This is a genomic window from Streptomyces sp. NBC_00102 (assembly GCF_026343115.1).
Taxonomy (GTDB): Bacteria; Actinomycetota; Actinomycetes; order Streptomycetales; family Streptomycetaceae; genus Streptomyces.
In genome coordinates this window covers 4195734-4212209 of the sequence record NZ_JAPEMC010000001.1, presented here as the reverse complement: position 1 = coordinate 4212209, position 16476 = coordinate 4195734, and the positions used below count along the sequence as shown (strand labels likewise).

The following is a 16476-nucleotide window of genomic DNA, read 5'->3' as shown; positions in this document are numbered from 1 at the left end:
GACTTACATCTCCTCGGTGACGTAACGGCGGAGCCAGGTGCGAAAGTCCGGGCCGAGGTCCTCGCGTTCGCAGGCGAGCCGGACGATGGCCCGGAGGTAGTCGCCCCGGTCGCCGGTGTCGTAGCGGCGGCCCTTGAAGACGACGCCGTGCACCGGCCCGCCGATCTTCTCGTCGGCCGCGAGCAGTTGGAGGGCGTCGGTCAGCTGGATCTCGCCGCCCCGGCCGGGCTCGGTCCGTCGGAGTATGCCGAAGACGGCGGGGTCGAGCACGTACCGGCCGATGATGGCGAGGTTGCTGGGCGCTTCGGCCGGGTCGGGCTTCTCCACCAGGCCGGTGATGCGGACGACGCCGTCCTCGGCGGTGTCCTCCACCGCGGCGCAGCCGTACAGGTGGATCTGCGACGGGTCGACCTCCATCAGCGCGATGACGCTGCCGCCCTCGCGCTCCTGGACCTCCACCATCCGCGCCAGCAGGGCGTCGCGCGGGTCGATCAGGTCGTCGCCGAGGAGGACCGCGAACGGCTGGTCACCGACGTGCGGGGCGGCGCACAGTACGGCGTGGCCGAGACCGCGGGGGTCGCCCTGGCGGACGTAGTGCATGGTGGCGAGGTCGCTGGACTGCTGTACCTTCTGGAGCCGTTCGGCGTCCCCCTTGCGGGTCAGCGCGGATTCCAGCTCGTAGTTACGGTCGAAGTGGTCTTCCAGCGGACGCTTGTTGCGTCCGGTGATCATCAGTACGTCGGAGAGGCCGGCGGCGACGGCTTCTTCGACGACGTACTGGATGGCCGGCTTGTCGACGACGGGCAGCATCTCCTTGGGAGTGGCCTTCGTAGCCGGCAGGAAGCGGGTACCGAGACCTGCGGCCGGAATGACGGCCTTGCTGATCCTGGGTGTCGACTCGTTCATGCGCAGAACCATAACGGCTGAGCAGGAACGGAAGCAGACCATCCGGTTAACTTTGTGCGCCTATGCGGCCTTATGAGAAAAGTGTGAGCTTGCTGTGCCCCGTGATCCCGTCGGCGAAGAGGCCGAAGCCCTGGCCGGAGTCCCTGCCGGCACCCCGGTCCTGAAGGCGTCCCTGCGGCGCGAGCTGCTCGCCGCGCGTGCGACGCTGACCCCGGAACAACTGACGGACTCCGCCGACGCGCTGGCCCGTACCGCACTCACCCTGCCCGAACTCTCCGGCGCCCGGACCGTCGCCGCCTACGTCTCGGTGGGACGCGAACCGGGGACCCGCGCACTGCTCGACGCGCTGCGCGCCCGGGGCGTACGCGTCCTGCTGCCGGTGCTGCTCCCCGACAACGACCTGGACTGGGCGGTGTACGAGAGCCCGGACCGGCTGCTGAAGGCGGGGCGCGGGCTGCTCGAACCCGGCGGCCCCCGGCTCGGCCCGGCGGCCGTCCTCGACGCCGGCGCGGTGCTGCTGCCCGGCCTCGCCGCCGACACCCGCGGCATGCGGCTCGGCCGGGGCGGCGGCAGTTACGACCGGGTGCTGGCCCGGCTCACCGCGGCGGGGGCGCACCCGGCGCTGGTGGTGCTGCTCTACGGACACGAGGTGGTCGCGCGGGTTCCGGCGGAACCGCACGACCACCCCGTGGACGCCGTCGTCACTCCGGCCGGAACGCGCCGCTTCGGCCGGTGACCGGCCTCCGCGCGCTCCGGCGCCCGGTCAGCCGGTGGCCGCCGCGGGCTTGAGGGTCAGCGTGTCGACCGTCGAGGCGTCGACCGCGTCGGCACCGAACGACCAGTCGAGCAGTTCGCCGTTGACCCACTTGTCGGTCTGGTCGGTGTAGTGCGCGCTGAACGCGTGCCCGGAGGCGCCGGTGAGGTTGATCCACCGGGACTTGTCCCAGTCGCCGACGTTCAGCACCATCCGCATCGACGGCACCCAGATGACGTCGTAGCCGCCGGCCGCGTTCCAGCCGGTGGCGTCGACCGCCGCCTCGCCGCCGCCGAGGTTCCACGGACCGCGGTTCAGGGCCTTCTGGAGCAGGCCCGGACCGGAGGTGCCGAGGGTCTGGTTCTTCAGCGTCAGCTGGTGCAGCCGGCCCCAGCTCCAGGTGGAGATGTCCTTGCCGAGCTTGGCGGTCAGCTCCCAGCGGGCGTCGTCCATGGCGCGGGCGAACAGCTGGTCGCGGTTGTCGATGGCGGTCTCGCGGCCCTGGGCCGGCACCTTCCACCAGGCGTTGTCCTCGTCGTCCAGAATCTTGGCGACGACCTCGTTCCAGCGGTCGCCGCCGTCCGGCTGCGCCGAGTCCGCGTCGCGCTGGCCGCATTCGCGGACCAGCTTGTTCTGCTCGTCGACGGGGCCGGTGGCGTCGGCGCGGGTGACGTAGATGCAGTCCCCCTTGACGCGCATCTCCTTGGGCAGCTTGTCGCCGAAGGCGAGCATCAGGATGTTGCGCCAGACGCCGTTGAAGTACGCGGCGGCGGCCGAGTCGGAGTCCTGGGTGTAGTCCCAGCCCTCCAGCAGCTTCTGCGCCTCGCGGACGTCCTTGTCGGCGATGTTGATGCTCAGCAGCTTGGGCACCAGCAGCGCGGCGATCTCGCTGGTGTTGTCCATCTGCATCTTCTGCATGTCGTCGGTCGAGATCTTCTCGCCGCCCTTGATCTTCGACGCGATGAGGTCGTTGATGCGCTGGCTGCGGGTGCCGTAGCCCCAGTCCTTGGTGAGGAGCTCGGGGTACGTGTCGTCGACGACCGCCTGGTTCGCGGTGACGATGTAGCCGCGGTCCGGGTTGTATTCGTAGGGCAGCTCGCTGAAGGGGATCGGGTCCTTCTTCCAGCCGTACTTCGAGGACCAGCCGGGCATCGGCATGGTGCCGTCGCCGGACTTGCGGACCGGGATCCAGCCGGGTGCCTGGTAGCCGATGTTGCCCTTGGTGTCGGCGTAGACGAGGTTCTGCGAGGGGACCTCGAAGTCCTTGGCGGCATCGCGGAAGGACGCGAAGTCGTCGGCGCGGTCCAGTTCGAAGACGGCGTCCATGGAGTGGCCGGGCTGGAGGGCGGTCCACTTCAGCGAGACGGCGTACCCGGAGGCGCGGTCGGGGGCGGCGCCGTCGACGGGGGCCTTCTGGCCGACCTTCTCCAGCTCGCCGCTGCGGTCCGAGACGACGGGGCCGTTGTTGGTCTCGCGGACGGTGATTTTCCGGCTCTTTCCACCGGCGACCTTGATGGTCTCCTCACGGGTGGTGAAGGGGACCGTCTTTCCGTCGTAGAGGTAGCCGTCGGTGGAGACCTTCTCCAGGAAGAGGTCGGTCACGTCGGCGCCGAGGTTGGTGAGCCCCCAGGCCACGTCCTGGTTGTGACCGATGATCACACCGGGCATGCCCGAGAAGGTGTAGCCGGCGGTGTCGTACTGGCACTTCGCCGAGACCTCCCGGCAGTGCAGCCCCATCTGGTACCAGAGCGAGGGCAGCATCGGCGCCAGGTGCGGGTCGTTGGCCAGCAGCGGCTTGCCGGTGGTGGTGTGGGAGCCGGAGACGACCCAGGAGTTCGACCCGATGCCGTTGCCGTTCGGGCCGAGCAACGCCGGGATCTCGTCCAGGGTGTCGGAGAGCGCGCCGAGCTGGGTGTTGAGCCCCTCGGTGGCGCCGGCGACGGTGTCCCCGTCCACGGTGGTGTCGGTCGCCTCGGCGTCCGGGTCGAACTCCCCGGTGACGGAGGAGACCGCGCCCTCGCCGACGATCGTCTCGTGCTTGTCGTACGGGTACTCGGGGTACAGGTCCGCGATCTGCTTCGCCGAGAGCCTGCTGGTCATCAGCGAGCGGTCGATCTCGTCCTGCATGTTGCCGCGCAGGTCCCAGGCCATCGCCTTCAGCCACGCGACCGAGTCGACCGGGGTCCACTCGGTGGGCTTGTAGTCGTTGGTCAGGTTGAGCGCCGCGTACTCGACGGAGATGTCCTTCCCGTCCTTGCCCTTCAGATACGCGTTGACGCCGTCCGCGTACGCCTGGAGGTTCTTCTTGGTGTCGGCGCTGAGGACCTTGTCGTACTCCTCCTGCGCGACCTTCCGCCAGCCGAGCGTGCGCAGGAACGAGTCGGTCTCCACCTGGCTGGATCCGAACATCTCGGAGAGCCGCCCGGCCGTCATGTGACGGCGGACGTCCATCTCGTAGAAGCGGTCCTGCGCCTGGACGAAGCCCTGGGCGCGGAAGAGGTCGGCGTCGGTGTCCGCGTAGATCTGCGGGATGCCGTAGTCGTCGCGCTTGACCTCGACGTCTCCGGCCAGCCCCGGGACCTCGATCGATCCGGTGGTCTGCGGGTACGAGGCCCGGACCGTGGCGACGGACCAGTACGCGCCGTACCCGACACCCGCGACCAGCGCCAGGACCAGGACGATCACGATGAGGCGGGCGCGTCGCCCCTTCTTCCTGCCGGATTTCCTCGCAGCGGAAGGACCGGCAGAGACGGTTGTGTTGGCGGGCATCGCTGTCCTTCGCGGGGCAGGGTGGTCCTGGGAGTGCAAGGGCAACCATAGGCGCAGCGCCGATCCGACTCGGACGCGGTGGGGGGCTGCAGGCATCCGCACACAGGTCGTACACATAATCGAAGGCGTCAAGAAAGCGTTAAAGATTAGGTAAGGTAACGAAGTACCTACCCGCCGGGAACCTGCCCGGCGGCGTACACGGGGAAGGAAGCGCGCCCTGTCTGTCCACACGCTCAACGAACTCCTGCTGGTCTCCTCGCTCGTGCTGCTGGTCGCGGTGGCGGCGGTCCGGGTCTCGTCCCGCAGCGGGCTTCCCAGCCTGCTCCTGTACCTCGGCATCGGCATCGCGCTCGGACAGGACGGCATCTTCGACGTCCAGTTCGACAACGCGGAACTCACCCAGGTCATCGGCTACGCCGCCCTGGTCGTGATCCTCGCCGAGGGCGGACTGGGCACGAAGTGGAAAGAGGTCAGACCGGCGCTGCCGGCGGCGGCCGTGCTCTCCACCGTGGGCGTGGGCATCAGCGTGGGCGTCACCGCGGCAGGGGCGCACTACCTCGTCGGGCTGGAGTGGAAGCAGGCGCTCATCATCGGCGCGGTGGTCTCCTCGACGGACGCGGCGGCCGTCTTCTCGGTACTCCGCAAGGTGCCGCTGCCCTCCCGGATCACCGGTGTGCTGGAGGCCGAGTCCGGCTTCAACGACGCCCCGGTGGTCATCCTCGTCCTCGCGTTCTCCACCGTCGGCCCGGTCGAGCACTGGTACGTCCTGATCGGCGAGATAGCGCTGGAACTCGCCATCGGCGCCGCCATCGGCCTCGCCGCCGGCTGGCTCGGCGCCTACGCGCTCCGCCATGTCGCGCTGCCCGCCTCCGGCCTCTACCCGATCGCCGTGATGGCCATCGCGGTCACCGCGTACGCCGAGGGCGCCATCGCGCACGGCAGCGGGTTCCTCGCCGTCTACCTGGCCGCCATGGTGCTCGGCAACTCCAAGCTGCCGCACTGGCCCGCCACCCGGGGCTTCGCCGACGGGCTCGGCTGGCTCGCCCAGATCGGCATGTTCGTCCTGCTCGGCCTGCTCGTCACCCCGCACGACCTGCTCGACGACTTCTGGCCCGCGGTGGTCGTGGGCCTGGTGCTCACCGTGGTGGCCCGGCCCCTCTCGGTCTTCCTGAGCCTGGCGCCCTTCCGGCTGCCCAAACGCGAGAAGACCCTGATGTCCTGGGCGGGGCTGCGCGGCGCCGTCCCCATCATCCTCGCCACCATCCCGATGGTGGCCGGCATCGACGGCTCCACCCGCGTCTTCAACATCGTCTTCGTGCTGGTCATCGTCTACACGCTGATCCAGGGCCCGACGCTGCCCTGGCTCGCCAAGGCGCTGAAGATCGCCGAGGACCCGTCCGAAGCGGCCGACCTGGGGATCGAGTCCGCGCCCCTGGAGCGTTTGCGCGGACACCTGCTCTCCGTCGCGATCCCGGCGAAGTCGCGGATGCACGGTGTGGAGGTGGGCGAGCTGCGCCTCCCGGCCGGCTCGGCCGTCACGCTGGTGGTCCGCGACGGTACGAGCTTCGTACCCGCCCCCGCGACCGTGCTGCGGCGCGGCGACGAGCTCCTGGTGGTCTCCACCGACCCGGTACGCGACGCGACCGAGGCCCGGCTGCGGGCGGTCGGCGAGGGCGGCAAGCTGGCCGGCTGGCTGAACACGGGGCAGCACGCGGCAGGCGTGGTGGACGGCGACGCCGTGGCCAGGCTGGCCCGGGCCACCCACCTGGACCGGATCGCCCACACCATGCAGCGGCTCAGCGGCGCGGCGGACGGGCCCGAGCCCGCGCCGAAGGCGCGACGCGGCAGCGCGGCGGCGGCCCGCGCCGCGGGGGCCGCCCGCGCGGCGGACACCCCGGGGCGGGCGGAGGCGGACCGGCGCGGGACGGGCCGCTCGGAGACGGGCGGGCGCCGGGGGAAGAGCCCGCGCATGGAGAAGTCCGGCCGGCCGGAAGCCCAGAACCGCCCGGAGCGCCACGGGGACGGTGGCCTGCCGGGGGCGGGCGACCGCTCGGAGGGACCGACCGCGCGCCGCTGACCGGGCGCGAGGTGCCCGGGCGCGAGGTGCCCGGTCCCGTGCGGAGCCGTATACGGCAGGGGTGCGGGCCGACGCGGGCCGCTCGCCCCGGTGCGCGCGCCCTGGGCGCCCGTACCGCGCGTACGTACCGGGTACGCCGCCCGCGACCCCGTACCGCCGCGACTTCCGGCTGTAACATGAGGTCGATCTGATCGACCAACTCTGTCTGATGCAGAGCTGGCGCGACCGTATGGCGGTCGTGGCGTCGCTCCTCCGCACCCCTTGAGCGGGACGCCCGGCATCTACCGCAGTTCCGCGCGAAGAGGACAGCTCTCGGCAGCCCCCGTACGCCTCGACGGCGTCACGGGCGCGGTGCCACCAGGCGGCAGAAAGGCACGGCCGTGGCGTCCACGGTCCCCGTCCGCCCCGGATACGGGCAACTGCTGCGCACCCCCGGTGCGTGGACCTTCCTGCTCCCGGGCTTCGCCGCCCGGCAGCCCTTCGCGATGCTGACCATCGGCATCGTCCTGCTCGTCCAGCACACCACCGGCTCCTACGGCAGCGCGGGCGCCGTCGCGGCGGTCTCCGGCGTCTCGATGGCCCTGTTCGCGCCGCAGAGCGGCCGACTGGCTGACCGGTTCGGGCAGCGGACCGTGCTGCTGCCCGGCGTACTGACGCACTCGGTGTCGGTGGGGGCGCTGACGGCGCTCGCGCTGGCGCACGCGCCCCTGTGGGCGCTCTTCGCCGCCGCCGTGCCGACCGGTGCCTCGATCCCGCAGATCGGCCCCATGGTGCGCGCCCGCTGGGCGGCACTGCTCGGGGCCGCACCCGGCCGCCCGGCCTCCCCGCTGATGGCGACGGCCGCCGCGTTCGAATCGGTGACGGACGAGTTCACCTTCGTCCTGGGGCCCGTACTCACCACCGCCCTCTGCACCGGGGTGCACCCGGCGGCCGGGCTGGTGACCGAGGCGGGGCTGACCCTGCTCGGCGGGGCGCTCTTCGCGGCGCGGCGCTCCACCGAGCCCGCCACGCACTCCCCCACCGCGGACTCCGCGCCCCGCACCTCCGCCCTCGCGGTCCCCGGTGTCCGGGTGCTCGCGGTCACCTTCCTGGGCATCGGCGCGGTCTTCGGCGGCATGCAGGTCTCGCTGACCGCGTTCGCCGAGGAGATCGGCCACCCCGGGGTGAACGGCCTGCTCTACGGGGTCTTCGCCTCCGGCAACATGCTGGCCGGGATCGTCTGCGGCGCCGTCGCCTGGAAGCGCGGCCCCCGCCGCAGGCTGATCGTCGGGTACGCCGCCCTGACCCTGACCGCATCCGCGCTCTGGGCGGTGCACTCCGCGCCGCTGATGGCAGGGCTCGGCTTCCTGGTCGGGCTCTCCATCGCGCCCGCGCTGATCAGTGGGTACACCCTGGTCGACGCGCTGGTCCCGGCCACCGCGCGGACCGAGGCGTTCACCTGGCTGACCGGCGCGGTGGCCCTGGGACAGGCCGGGGCCGTCACGGTGGCCGGCCGGCTGGCCGACGAAAGGGGCGCGAGCAGCGGATTCGTGGTGCCGCTGGTGGCCACGGTGCTCGCACTGGCGACCCTGCTGGCCCTGCGTTCTCGGCTGCTTCCGGCCTCTTCCGGGCGGGCCGTGGCACGTGGGATCGGTCACCGGAAGCCAGTCACGGTGGACTGATTCCACGGAATACGTCAGTATGGAACGTCGTTAGCACTCACTGAGTGAGAGTGCCAGGAGGAGCAAGTGCCGACCTATCAGTACCAGTGCACCGAATGTGGCGAAGGCCTTGAGGCGGTGCAGAAGTTCACCGATGACGCCTTGACCGTGTGCCCGAACTGCAATGGACGCCTCAAGAAGGTGTTCTCCGCGGTCGGCATCGTCTTCAAGGGTTCCGGTTTCTACCGGAACGACAGCCGTGGATCGTCGTCGAGCAGCACGCCTGCTTCGTCGTCCACGAAGTCGTCCGACTCCGCGAAGTCGTCTTCCTCGTCGAGCTCCTCGGGCTCCGACTCGGGCTCGTCCTCGGCTTCGACCGCGTCGGCCTCGTCGTCCGGTTCGTCGTCCGCCTCGACCTCGTCGAGCGGCTCGGCCGCCTGAGCCTGGCAGCACGCAGCACGCAGCGCCACCGCCTCACCGCGTACACACCGCTTCACCGGGACTCCGCCGATCACCTCGGCGGAGTCTTCGTGCTGTCCCCCGCGGCGGGACAGCCCTTAGCCTGACCCGCATGGTGAACGCAGGCACGATCACGGACGCGGGTACGCGCAGGGCCGGGGGGACGGCATGAGCGCTGGTACGGGTACGGGTACGGGTACGGGCGGGGATACGGCCGAAGCGGCGGTCGCGGGCGAGGCCCCGGGGCTCCGCGCGGAGATCGGTGTCATCGGGGGCTCGGGCTTCTACTCCTTCCTGGACGACGTCACCGAGGTCCGGGTGGAGACGCCGTACGGGGACCCCAGCGACTCCCTCTTCCTCGGCGAGATCGCCGGACGCCCGGTCGCCTTCCTGCCCCGGCACGGGCGCGGCCACCACCTTCCGCCGCACCGCATCAACTACCGCGCCAACCTGTGGGCACTGCGTTCCGTCGGCGTGAGCCAGGTGCTCGGCCCGTGCGCGGTCGGCGGGCTGCGGCCCGAGTACGGACCGGGCACGCTGCTCGTACCGGACCAGCTGGTCGACCGCACCAAGGCCCGCACCCAGACCTACTACGACGGCGAACCGCTGCCCGACGGCACGGTGCCGAACGTCGTGCACCTCGGATTCGCCGACCCCTACTGCCCCAGGGGGCGTGCCGCCGCGCTCGCGGCGGCACGCGGACGGGACTGGGACGCGGTCGACGGCGGGACGCTCGTGGTGGTCGAGGGCCCGCGCTTCTCGACCCGCGCCGAATCGCGCTGGCACGCGGCGATGGGCTGGTCGGTGGTGGGGATGACCGGCCACCCCGAGGCCGTGCTCGCCCGCGAACTGGGCCTCTGCTACTCCACGATGACCCTGGTCACGGACCTGGACGCGGGGGCCGAGGCGGGCGAAGGGGTCTCCCACGAGGAGGTGCTCCACGTGTTCGCGGAGAACGTCGACCGGCTGCGTTCGGTGCTCTTCGACACGGTGGCGCAGCTGCCTTCCGGGGAGAACCGCGACTGCGTGTGCTCCCGCGCGCTGGACGGCCTCGACACGGGGATCACGCTGCCGTAGAGGCTCGGGTCGTGGTGGTTTCACCCCTGCGGGTGGCGGAGTTGTCCACAATCGGTGGACCGTCCACAGGCCCCGGCGGGATCGCTGCGCACGGGGGATCGTGAGGGGGTCCGACCGGGGCATCCGGCGGACTTCCGCACGCAGATCCAGGTGACACCATGTTCCCGAACACCACGACGTTCCCGAAGACCACGACGTTCCCGGACACCACGACGTTCCCGGACACCACGACGTTCCCGGACACCACGAGCCGGCCGTCCTCCGCTCTTTCGGCGGCCGGGCATCCCGGCCTCCCCGTCTCCCCCGGCGCACCCTCGCGGACAGGCCCCGCCCGGACCGCTCCGGGGTGGGCGCGCCCTGACGGGACCGCCCGGCTTCCGACGCCCGTACCGCCCTTGTGCCGAGTCCCCGACTTCGCCCCACTGCGGGTGCGGGGCGGCGGTGGGGCGTTGCGTTTACGGCGCGCGCTGTACGGCCGGCACCGCGCGCTGGCGGCCGGTTTCGCGCTGGCCGCCGCCGCGCTCGCCGCCTCGGGCCTCGGGGCGACGGAGGGCAGTGCGGCGGGCGTACCAGCACCGGAGCGCCCACGCTCCCCGGTGCGCCTGGTGTCCGCCCCGGTACGGATCGCGGACGCGGCGACGGTGCGGCTGCTGCGCCCCGGCGACCGGGTGGACGTGATCTCCGCCCCGGCCGGGGGCGACGCGAAGGTGGTGGCGCACGACGTACGGGTCCGCCGTGTCCCGGGCTCGGCCGCCGGGGGCCCGGCGGAGCGGCCGGATCGGGCGCTCGCCGACTGGCCGGTGTCCCCGGGAGCGGGAGATCCGGACGGGGGTGCGCTGGTGATGCTGTCGGTGACCCGCGAGACGGCGGTGGCCCTGGCCGGTGCCCATGCCTCGGGGGAGTTGCTCGTGGCGGTGTCGGATGCGTGAGCGAACCACCACGGCCGTGGTGCGCGCCGGGACTTCACGGCCCGGGACACCGCGGGGCCGGCGGCTCGGACGGCTCGGACTCGGACCGCTCAGATGTGGTGCGGGGGCTTCTCGTCGAGGAAGCGGGCGAGATCGGCGGCGCTGCCACCGGCTGCGGGACGTTCTCCCCAGCCCCGGTCCGTGTCGTCGGACGACTGCTGGTCCAGCGGATCACCGAAGTGCAACTTCGGCCGCGGCTTGGCCTGGTGGGCGTGTTCAGCGTCTTCAGCGTGTTCGGGGGTCCGCGGCTGCGGCTCGCTGGATCCGGGGGCGGGGGCGGTGCTCATGCTTCCAGGGTACGGCTGCGGGAGCACCGGCCCCGCCGGGCCGGTCAGCGGTCCTTCGGGTCCAGCCACCAGAGCCCGAGGACCACCAGGAACGACAGGCAGAGGAAGCCGGCGCCCCACCATGCGGTCCCGGTGTTGCCCTCCATCCACTCGTCGATGATCACCAGCAGGCCCCAGAGCTGGCCGACGACCACGGTCATGGCCAGGACCAGGCGGGCGGTCAGCTTGGCCGACCGCTCGGGCTCCTGATCGGTGCCCGCTCCGGGCCCCGGACCGGTGTGCCGGACCCGGGGGTCGCCGTACCCGCTGGTGGGCCGGATCTGCGGATAGCGCTCCTTGACGGGCCGGTTCAGCTCGGGCCGGGCGCTTCCCGGGTGGTACTCGGGGTACGCCGGGCCCTCGGGCGGCGGCTGTTCCTCGGTCATGCCCGGCCACCCGCCGTTCCCGCGACCGCTCCCCCGGCTACTCCGCCGACCGCTCCCCCAGCTGCTCCGCCGACCGCTCCCCCGCCCGCTTCCGTACTCCGGACGCGGTGCGCGGAGGCCGTTCTGCCGCGGTCCGGCGCCTCGGTGCTGCCGTTCCCGCTGCGGCCCGGTGCTTCGACGCCGTCGGTGGTTCCGGGGCAGTCGAGGCGGCCGGCGAGGCCGGGGTTGGTCTCCCTGAGCTGGCGGCAGACGCCTTCCTCGATGGACTCGCCGGACCGGGTGGTGCCGATCGCCCAGATGCTGCCGTCGGACTCCTCGGTGACGACCACCTTGGGCAGCCCGCGGGGCGGCGGTCCGGCCGTGACCTCGCCGGTGCGCGCGTCGAAGACGCCCTCGTGGCAAGGGCAGTACAGCTCGCCCTCGACGCCCCGGTCCTGCCGCCACAGCACGGCGCAGGCGAGGTGGGTGCAGATCGCGGAGTAGCCGACGAGAGTGCCGTCGTCGAGCCGTACGGCCACCGCGCGGTCCTCCTCGCCGGGGTAGCGGAAGGCGAGGGACTCCCCGGGAAGCAGCCGGGAGGCGATCCTCTTGGGCTGGGCCGGCTTCCCGTCGTCGGTGTCGCCGTGCCGGTGCAGGATGCCGGCGGCCACCCCGATGCCGCCGACGGCCAGTCCGCCGGAGACGGTGGTGACGATGCGGAGGTAGTCGCGGCGGGTGGTGAGGGCGTCGGCGGAGATCCGGTCGTGGAGGGCGTCGCGGGGGTCGTTCCCGGTGGGACGTTCGTTGCCCGGGGGCTGTTCGGTGATGCTCATCGGCGGACGTCCTTACCGTTGATCTCGACGACGGGCAGCCCGCCGGGTACGGGCCACTGGACCTTGTCCGCGGGGACGACCATGGCGACTCCGGTGCGCACCTCGGTCGAGCCGAACACGAAGGTGTCGGCGACCTGGACCCCGGGGCGCTCCGCCTGGAGTTCCTCGACCGTTCCGTAGAAGAGGGCTCCGGTGGGGCAGACGGTGGCGCACATGGGGGCGAGGCCGTAGGCGGTGCGGTCGTAGCAGAGGTTGCACTTCATCTGGAGCTTCGCGCCGAGGTCGATCTTGGGTACACCGAAGGGGCAGGCGTTGACGCAGTTGGCGCAGCCGATGCAGCGGGTGGTGTCGGCCTGCTGCACCACGCCGTCGGCCGTCACGAGGATGGCGTCGGCGGGGCAGACCTCGGCGCACGGGGCGACGGGGTCCTCGCAGTGCATGCAGACGGTGGGGAGGGAGGCGACGGACTGTCCCTCGTCGGTGTAGTCGAGGTGGATCATCGACTTGCCGCGGTGCGAGTCGCATTCGCGGCAGGCGGAGACGCAGGCCTGGCAGCCGATGCAGCGGCCGGGATCGATGAAGATCGTTCTTCCCATCACGGGGCGTCAGCTCCTCTCCGAGGTGCCACGGCCCTGCGGGGACGTGGGGGGCAGCGGGTCGGTCCGGGAGACCTGGGTCTCCGGGTAGGCGACGTGCCCGGGGGCGACGGGCGGCGAGGGCACGGTGTCGAGTTCGGAGGCGTGCTCGATGCGGCAGGCGCACACCTTGTACTCCGGGATCTTCGAACGGGGGTCGAGGGCGTCGATGGTGAGGGCGTTGGCGGCGGTGGGCACCGGCCAGTGGTACGGCAGGAAGACGGTGTCGGGCCGGATCGCCTCGGTGACGAGGGCGGGGAAGACCTCGCTGCCGCGCCGGGTGACGACCCGTACGGGTTCGCCGGTGCGGAAGCCGTGGGAGGGGTGGACCTCCGCCCAGGGGCGGGGCGTCTGCTCCACGAGGGCGCCCAGCCGGCGTGTCTGGTTGCCGGAGAGGAAGTGCGCGACGGTGCGCCCGGTGGTCAGGGACATCGGGAACTCGTCGCTGTACGGGTCCATCGGCAGGTGCCACTCGACGGCCTGGAGGTGGATCCTGCCGTCCTCGTGGTAGGTCCGGCCGTCCTCGAAGAGGCGCGGGGTGCCGGGGTGGTCGGTGGAGGGGCAGGGCCAGGCGATGCCCCCGGTCTCCTCCAGCCGTTCGTAGGTGATGCCGTAGTAGTCGATGACGGTGCCCCGGGAGGCGGTGCGCAGCTCCTCGAAGACCTCGCGGGAGTCGGCGAAGGCGAACTTGTCGCCCGCTCCGAGGCGCCGGGCGAGTTCGCACATCACCCAGGTGTCGGTGCGTACGCCGGGGGGCGGTTCCTGGGCCTTGTTGTGCTTGACGACGCGCGCCTCCGCGTTGGCCATCACGCCGTCGTCCTCGGCCCAGGTGGTGACGGGAAAGACCACGTGGGCGTTGGCCGCGGTCTCGGAGAGGAAGAAGTCGAACTGGGCGTGGAACTCGGTGGCGTCGTACCCCTCCTTGACCACCCGGTAGTTCGGAAGGGAGACGAAGGGGTTGTTGCAGATGCCGATCAGGCCGCGGATCTCGCGGCGTTGCATCTGCCAGACCATCTCCATCATGGAGGTTCCGGCGGTGGGGAGTTCGGACTCCTCGATGCCCCAGATCTCACAGATCTGGCGGCGGTGCTCCTCGTTGAGGATGGAGCGTCCGCCGGGCAGCAGGTCGGCCTTCTGGCCGTGCTCCCGGCCGCCCTGGCCGTTGCCCTGGCCGGTGAGGGTTCCGTATCCGGCGCCGGGTTTGCCGATGTGGCCGGTGGCGGCGCAGAGGTTGATCACGGTGAGGCAGTTCTCGACGCCCTGCGAGTGGTGCTCGATGCCGCGGGCGTGCCAGGCCATGGCCTTGGGGGCGCGGGCGAAGGTCCGGGCGACCTGGAAGATCTGTTCCGCGGGGACGCCGCAGATCTGGGCGGCACGGGAGGGCGGGTACTCCAGTGCCTTGGCCTTCACCTCCTCCCAGCCGGTGGTGTGTTCGGCGAGGTAGGCCTCGTCGGCGAGCCCTTCCTCGACGATCACGCAGAGCAGGGAGTTGAAGAACGCCGAGTCGGTGCCGGGCTTGAGCGCCACGTGGATGTCGGCGGTGCGGGCGACGGCGGTCTCGCGCGGGTCGACGACGATGAGACTGGCGCCGCGGTCCCGGGCTCCCCAGACGTACTGGGTCAGCACCGGGAAGCATTCGCCGACGTTGGATCCTGCGATGAGCAGGCAGTCGGTGAGCAGGATGTCGGAGAAGGGGTTGCCGGCCCGGTCGATGCCGAAGGCGAGTTTGTTGGCCCCGGCCGCGCTGACCATGCAGAGCCGGCCGTTGTAGTCGACGTGCTTGGTCTTGAGCGCGACCCGGGCGAACTTGCCGACCAGGTAGGTCTTCTCGGAGAAGAGGCTCGCCCCGCCGAGGAGGCCGAACGCGTCCTTTCCGTACATCTCCTGGATGCGGCGGATCTCGGAGACGGTGAAGTCGAGCGCCTCGTCCCAGGAGACCTCGGCGAACTCCTCGTCGCGGGAGCGGCGCATCAGCGGGGCGGTGAGCCGGTCGGGGTGGTTGACCTGCTGGTAGGCGTTGATGCCCTTGGGGCAGAGCCGCATCCGGTTGATGTCGTGGTTGCGGGGTTCGACGCCGAAGACCTTGCCGCCGCGGTCGACCCGCAGGTACATCCCGCACTGGACGCCGCAGAAGCAGCAGTGGGTGGGGACGAGCGTCTCGCCGTCCTGGTCGGCGTGCCACTGGTCGGCGGGGATGCCTCCGGCGTCGCGGAACGCGCGGGTGCCGGGCGGGGCGAGGGAGGGGTCGAGGGGAACGGCGGCGCGGGGGGAGGACGGGGCGGGCGAGGCGCCCCCGCCGTGGTCGGCTGCGCGCGGGTCCGCGGTCACTTGAAGCCCTTCTTCACATGGGTGAGGTAGGCGCTGCCGCGCAGCACCCGCTTGCAGCGCGGGCAGTACTCGGCCCACTCGTCGAAGTCGAGCCGCAGGTCGCGCATGGTGCCGCGGAGGTTCTCGACGTAGGGCTCGGTGTCGATGGGCTGTCCGCAGCGCCGGCAGGCGAAGACCTCGTCGTCCTGGCGGGCGGTGTACTTGAACAGCTGCATGCCGACGGCGGCCGGGCGCTGGACGATGTGGAAGAACTTCCCGAACGGGATGTAGATGAGCGTGAAGACCACGGCGACCATGTGGAGGACGGCGAGGAATTCGTAGCCTCCGCCGTGCAGGAAGATCGACGAGAAGGTGAGCAGCAGCCCGGTGACGGAGATGACGATCAGCGCGATCAGCGGGATCAGGTCGTAGCCGAAGCGCTGTCCGGTGCTTGCCCCGCGGTCCTTCATCCGGCGCCAGAGGAAATACGAGGCGCCCGGGATGACGAGGACGGCCGCGAGGTCGAGGCCGTGGAACATCACCCAGCCGATGAAGCTCAGCGAGTCGAAGCCGAGGATCTTGAAGCCCCAGATCCGCATCTCGTACCCGGGGCCCGAGCCGGACCCCGAGGTGAAGGTGAACCAGCCCCAGGTCAGCGGGAAGGTGATCAGCGCGGCCAGGACGCAGCCCCAGAAGATCAGCTGGTGGGCGGCCCATCGGGCGTGCGAACGGGCGCCGAGGAACTTCTGGAAGCCGAGGTAGGTGGCGATCATCTTCGGCAGGGCGGTGGGGGCCTGGCGGAAGTTCTCGGCCGAGAAGAGGCTGCGCCAGCCCTGCTTGAAGAGGCGCGCGGCGCCGGGGGCGGAGATCCAGACCGTGTAGCGGTAGGCGACGCCGAAGGCCAGGAAGACGCCGGCGACGGCATAGGGGAGCAGTGCGGAGTCGAAGTTCCGCAGCAGCCGGCTGCCGAGGACGATCGCGAGGATCAGCAGGCCCGAGACGGCCGCGCCGACCATGGCCGCCCGCGCGTCGACGGACTCGGGCAGAGCGGCCGCCGCCTTGCGCAGGGCGCCGCCCGGGCCGGACGGGGCCGGTTCTTCGGTGCTCACCCGCGCTTGGACGCCGGACGAGGAGGTGACGCCGGACGAGGGGGTCGGTCCGTCGGGCGGGGGCGGTACGGCGGAGGCTTCTGGTGGCTCGGTCACCCGCCCACCGTAGGTACCTATAGGTATATTTACCCCGTTTTGCCCCTCTCCCGGGTGAGCGCATCCCCTGCATGGCGGCGCCCACCCCGGCGGGCCGCACGGGGACGCACGGCGAGCCCGCCCCGAGGGCGGGGCGGTACGAGGTGGGGCGCGCG

General features: G+C 71.5%; 14 protein-coding genes. 6 read left to right on the top strand and 8 right to left on the bottom strand.

Going from position 1 to position 16476, the window contains the following annotated elements:
- Positions 1 to 3: 3 nt before the first annotated feature.
- A complete protein-coding gene (galU, locus tag OHA55_RS18900) occupies positions 4 to 906 on the bottom strand; it encodes a UTP--glucose-1-phosphate uridylyltransferase GalU (RefSeq protein WP_266707840.1) in 903 nt (300 codons plus the stop codon).
- A gap of 130 nt (positions 907 to 1036) precedes the next feature.
- Here galU and OHA55_RS18895 point away from each other — a divergent pair, with 130 nt between their 5' ends.
- On the top strand, positions 1037 to 1642 hold the full coding sequence (locus OHA55_RS18895; protein ID WP_266710799.1) for a 5-formyltetrahydrofolate cyclo-ligase: 606 nt from the start codon (positions 1037 to 1039) through the stop codon (positions 1640 to 1642).
- Between the two features lie 27 nt (positions 1643 to 1669).
- On the opposite strand, the gene OHA55_RS18890 is transcribed toward OHA55_RS18895, so the two are convergent.
- Complete coding sequence (locus OHA55_RS18890; protein ID WP_266707838.1) at positions 1670 to 4429, bottom strand: penicillin acylase family protein; 2760 nt, start codon at positions 4427 to 4429, stop codon at positions 1670 to 1672.
- Positions 4430 to 4706: 277 nt separating this feature from the next.
- On the opposite strand from OHA55_RS18890, the gene OHA55_RS18885 reads away from it, so the two are divergent.
- The 5 genes from OHA55_RS18885 (at position 4707) to OHA55_RS18865 (ending at position 10611) form a co-directional block, all read left to right on the top strand.
- Positions 4707 to 6506, top strand: a complete 1800-nt coding sequence (locus OHA55_RS18885) for a potassium/proton antiporter (protein WP_266710797.1) — start codon at positions 4707 to 4709, stop codon at positions 6504 to 6506.
- 380 nt (positions 6507 to 6886) lie between these two features.
- Positions 6887 to 8167 carry an MFS transporter gene (locus OHA55_RS18880; RefSeq protein ID WP_266707836.1) on the top strand — a complete coding sequence of 427 codons (1281 nt, stop codon included), beginning with the start codon at positions 6887 to 6889 and terminating at the stop codon, positions 8165 to 8167.
- Between the two features lie 66 nt (positions 8168 to 8233).
- Complete coding sequence (locus OHA55_RS18875; RefSeq protein ID WP_266707834.1) at positions 8234 to 8587, top strand: FmdB family zinc ribbon protein; 354 nt, start codon at positions 8234 to 8236, stop codon at positions 8585 to 8587.
- 186 nt (positions 8588 to 8773) lie between these two features.
- Entirely contained in the window at positions 8774 to 9682 is a 909-nt protein-coding gene (locus OHA55_RS18870; protein WP_266707832.1) for an S-methyl-5'-thioadenosine phosphorylase, read from the top strand.
- Between the two features lie 158 nt (positions 9683 to 9840).
- A complete protein-coding gene (locus OHA55_RS18865) occupies positions 9841 to 10611 on the top strand; it encodes a hypothetical protein (RefSeq protein ID WP_266707830.1) in 771 nt (256 codons plus the stop codon).
- A gap of 89 nt (positions 10612 to 10700) precedes the next feature.
- Here OHA55_RS18865 and OHA55_RS18860 read toward each other — a convergent pair whose 3' ends face one another.
- From OHA55_RS18860 to OHA55_RS18835, 6 genes are all read right to left on the bottom strand, one after another.
- Positions 10701 to 10937 (bottom strand): hypothetical protein, encoded by a 237-nt coding sequence (locus OHA55_RS18860; RefSeq protein ID WP_266707828.1) that lies wholly within the window; start codon positions 10935 to 10937, stop codon positions 10701 to 10703.
- Positions 10938 to 10981: 44 nt separating this feature from the next.
- Positions 10982 to 11362, bottom strand: a complete 381-nt coding sequence (locus OHA55_RS18855; RefSeq protein ID WP_266707826.1) for a hypothetical protein — start codon at positions 11360 to 11362, stop codon at positions 10982 to 10984.
- Positions 11359 to 12174: a ubiquinol-cytochrome c reductase iron-sulfur subunit gene (locus tag OHA55_RS18850; protein WP_266707824.1), complete on the bottom strand. Its 816-nt coding sequence runs from the start codon at positions 12172 to 12174 to the stop codon at positions 11359 to 11361. The genes OHA55_RS18855 and OHA55_RS18850 overlap by 4 nt, the downstream gene beginning before the upstream one ends.
- On the bottom strand, positions 12171 to 12773 hold the full coding sequence (locus OHA55_RS18845; protein WP_266707822.1) for a 4Fe-4S dicluster domain-containing protein: 603 nt from the start codon (positions 12771 to 12773) through the stop codon (positions 12171 to 12173). Before OHA55_RS18845 ends, OHA55_RS18850 begins: the two co-directional genes overlap by 4 nt.
- 6 nt (positions 12774 to 12779) lie before the next feature.
- Positions 12780 to 15005: a molybdopterin oxidoreductase family protein gene (locus OHA55_RS18840; protein ID WP_266710795.1), complete on the bottom strand. Its 2226-nt coding sequence runs from the start codon at positions 15003 to 15005 to the stop codon at positions 12780 to 12782.
- A gap of 128 nt (positions 15006 to 15133) precedes the next feature.
- A complete protein-coding gene (locus OHA55_RS18835; protein WP_266710793.1) occupies positions 15134 to 16132 on the bottom strand; it encodes an MFS transporter in 999 nt (332 codons plus the stop codon).
- Positions 16133 to 16476 lie beyond the last annotated feature (344 nt).

Coding starts and splice junctions, on each gene's coding strand:
- OHA55_RS18890 (WP_266707838.1), bottom strand. CDS start 4,429: ATGCCCGCCAACACAACCGTCTCTGCCGGTCCTTCCGCTGCGAGGAAA.
- OHA55_RS18835 (WP_266710793.1), bottom strand. CDS start 16,132: ATGGTCGGCGCGGCCGTCTCGGGCCTGCTGATCCTCGCGATCGTCCTC.
- OHA55_RS18870 (WP_266707832.1), top strand. CDS start 8,774: ATGAGCGCTGGTACGGGTACGGGTACGGGTACGGGCGGGGATACGGCC.
- galU (WP_266707840.1), bottom strand. CDS start 906: ATGAACGAGTCGACACCCAGGATCAGCAAGGCCGTCATTCCGGCCGCA.
- OHA55_RS18865 (WP_266707830.1), top strand. CDS start 9,841: ATGTTCCCGAACACCACGACGTTCCCGAAGACCACGACGTTCCCGGAC.
- OHA55_RS18855 (WP_266707826.1), bottom strand. CDS start 11,362: ATGACCGAGGAACAGCCGCCGCCCGAGGGCCCGGCGTACCCCGAGTAC.
- OHA55_RS18850 (WP_266707824.1), bottom strand. CDS start 12,174: ATGAGCATCACCGAACAGCCCCCGGGCAACGAACGTCCCACCGGGAAC.
- OHA55_RS18860 (WP_266707828.1), bottom strand. CDS start 10,937: ATGAGCACCGCCCCCGCCCCCGGATCCAGCGAGCCGCAGCCGCGGACC.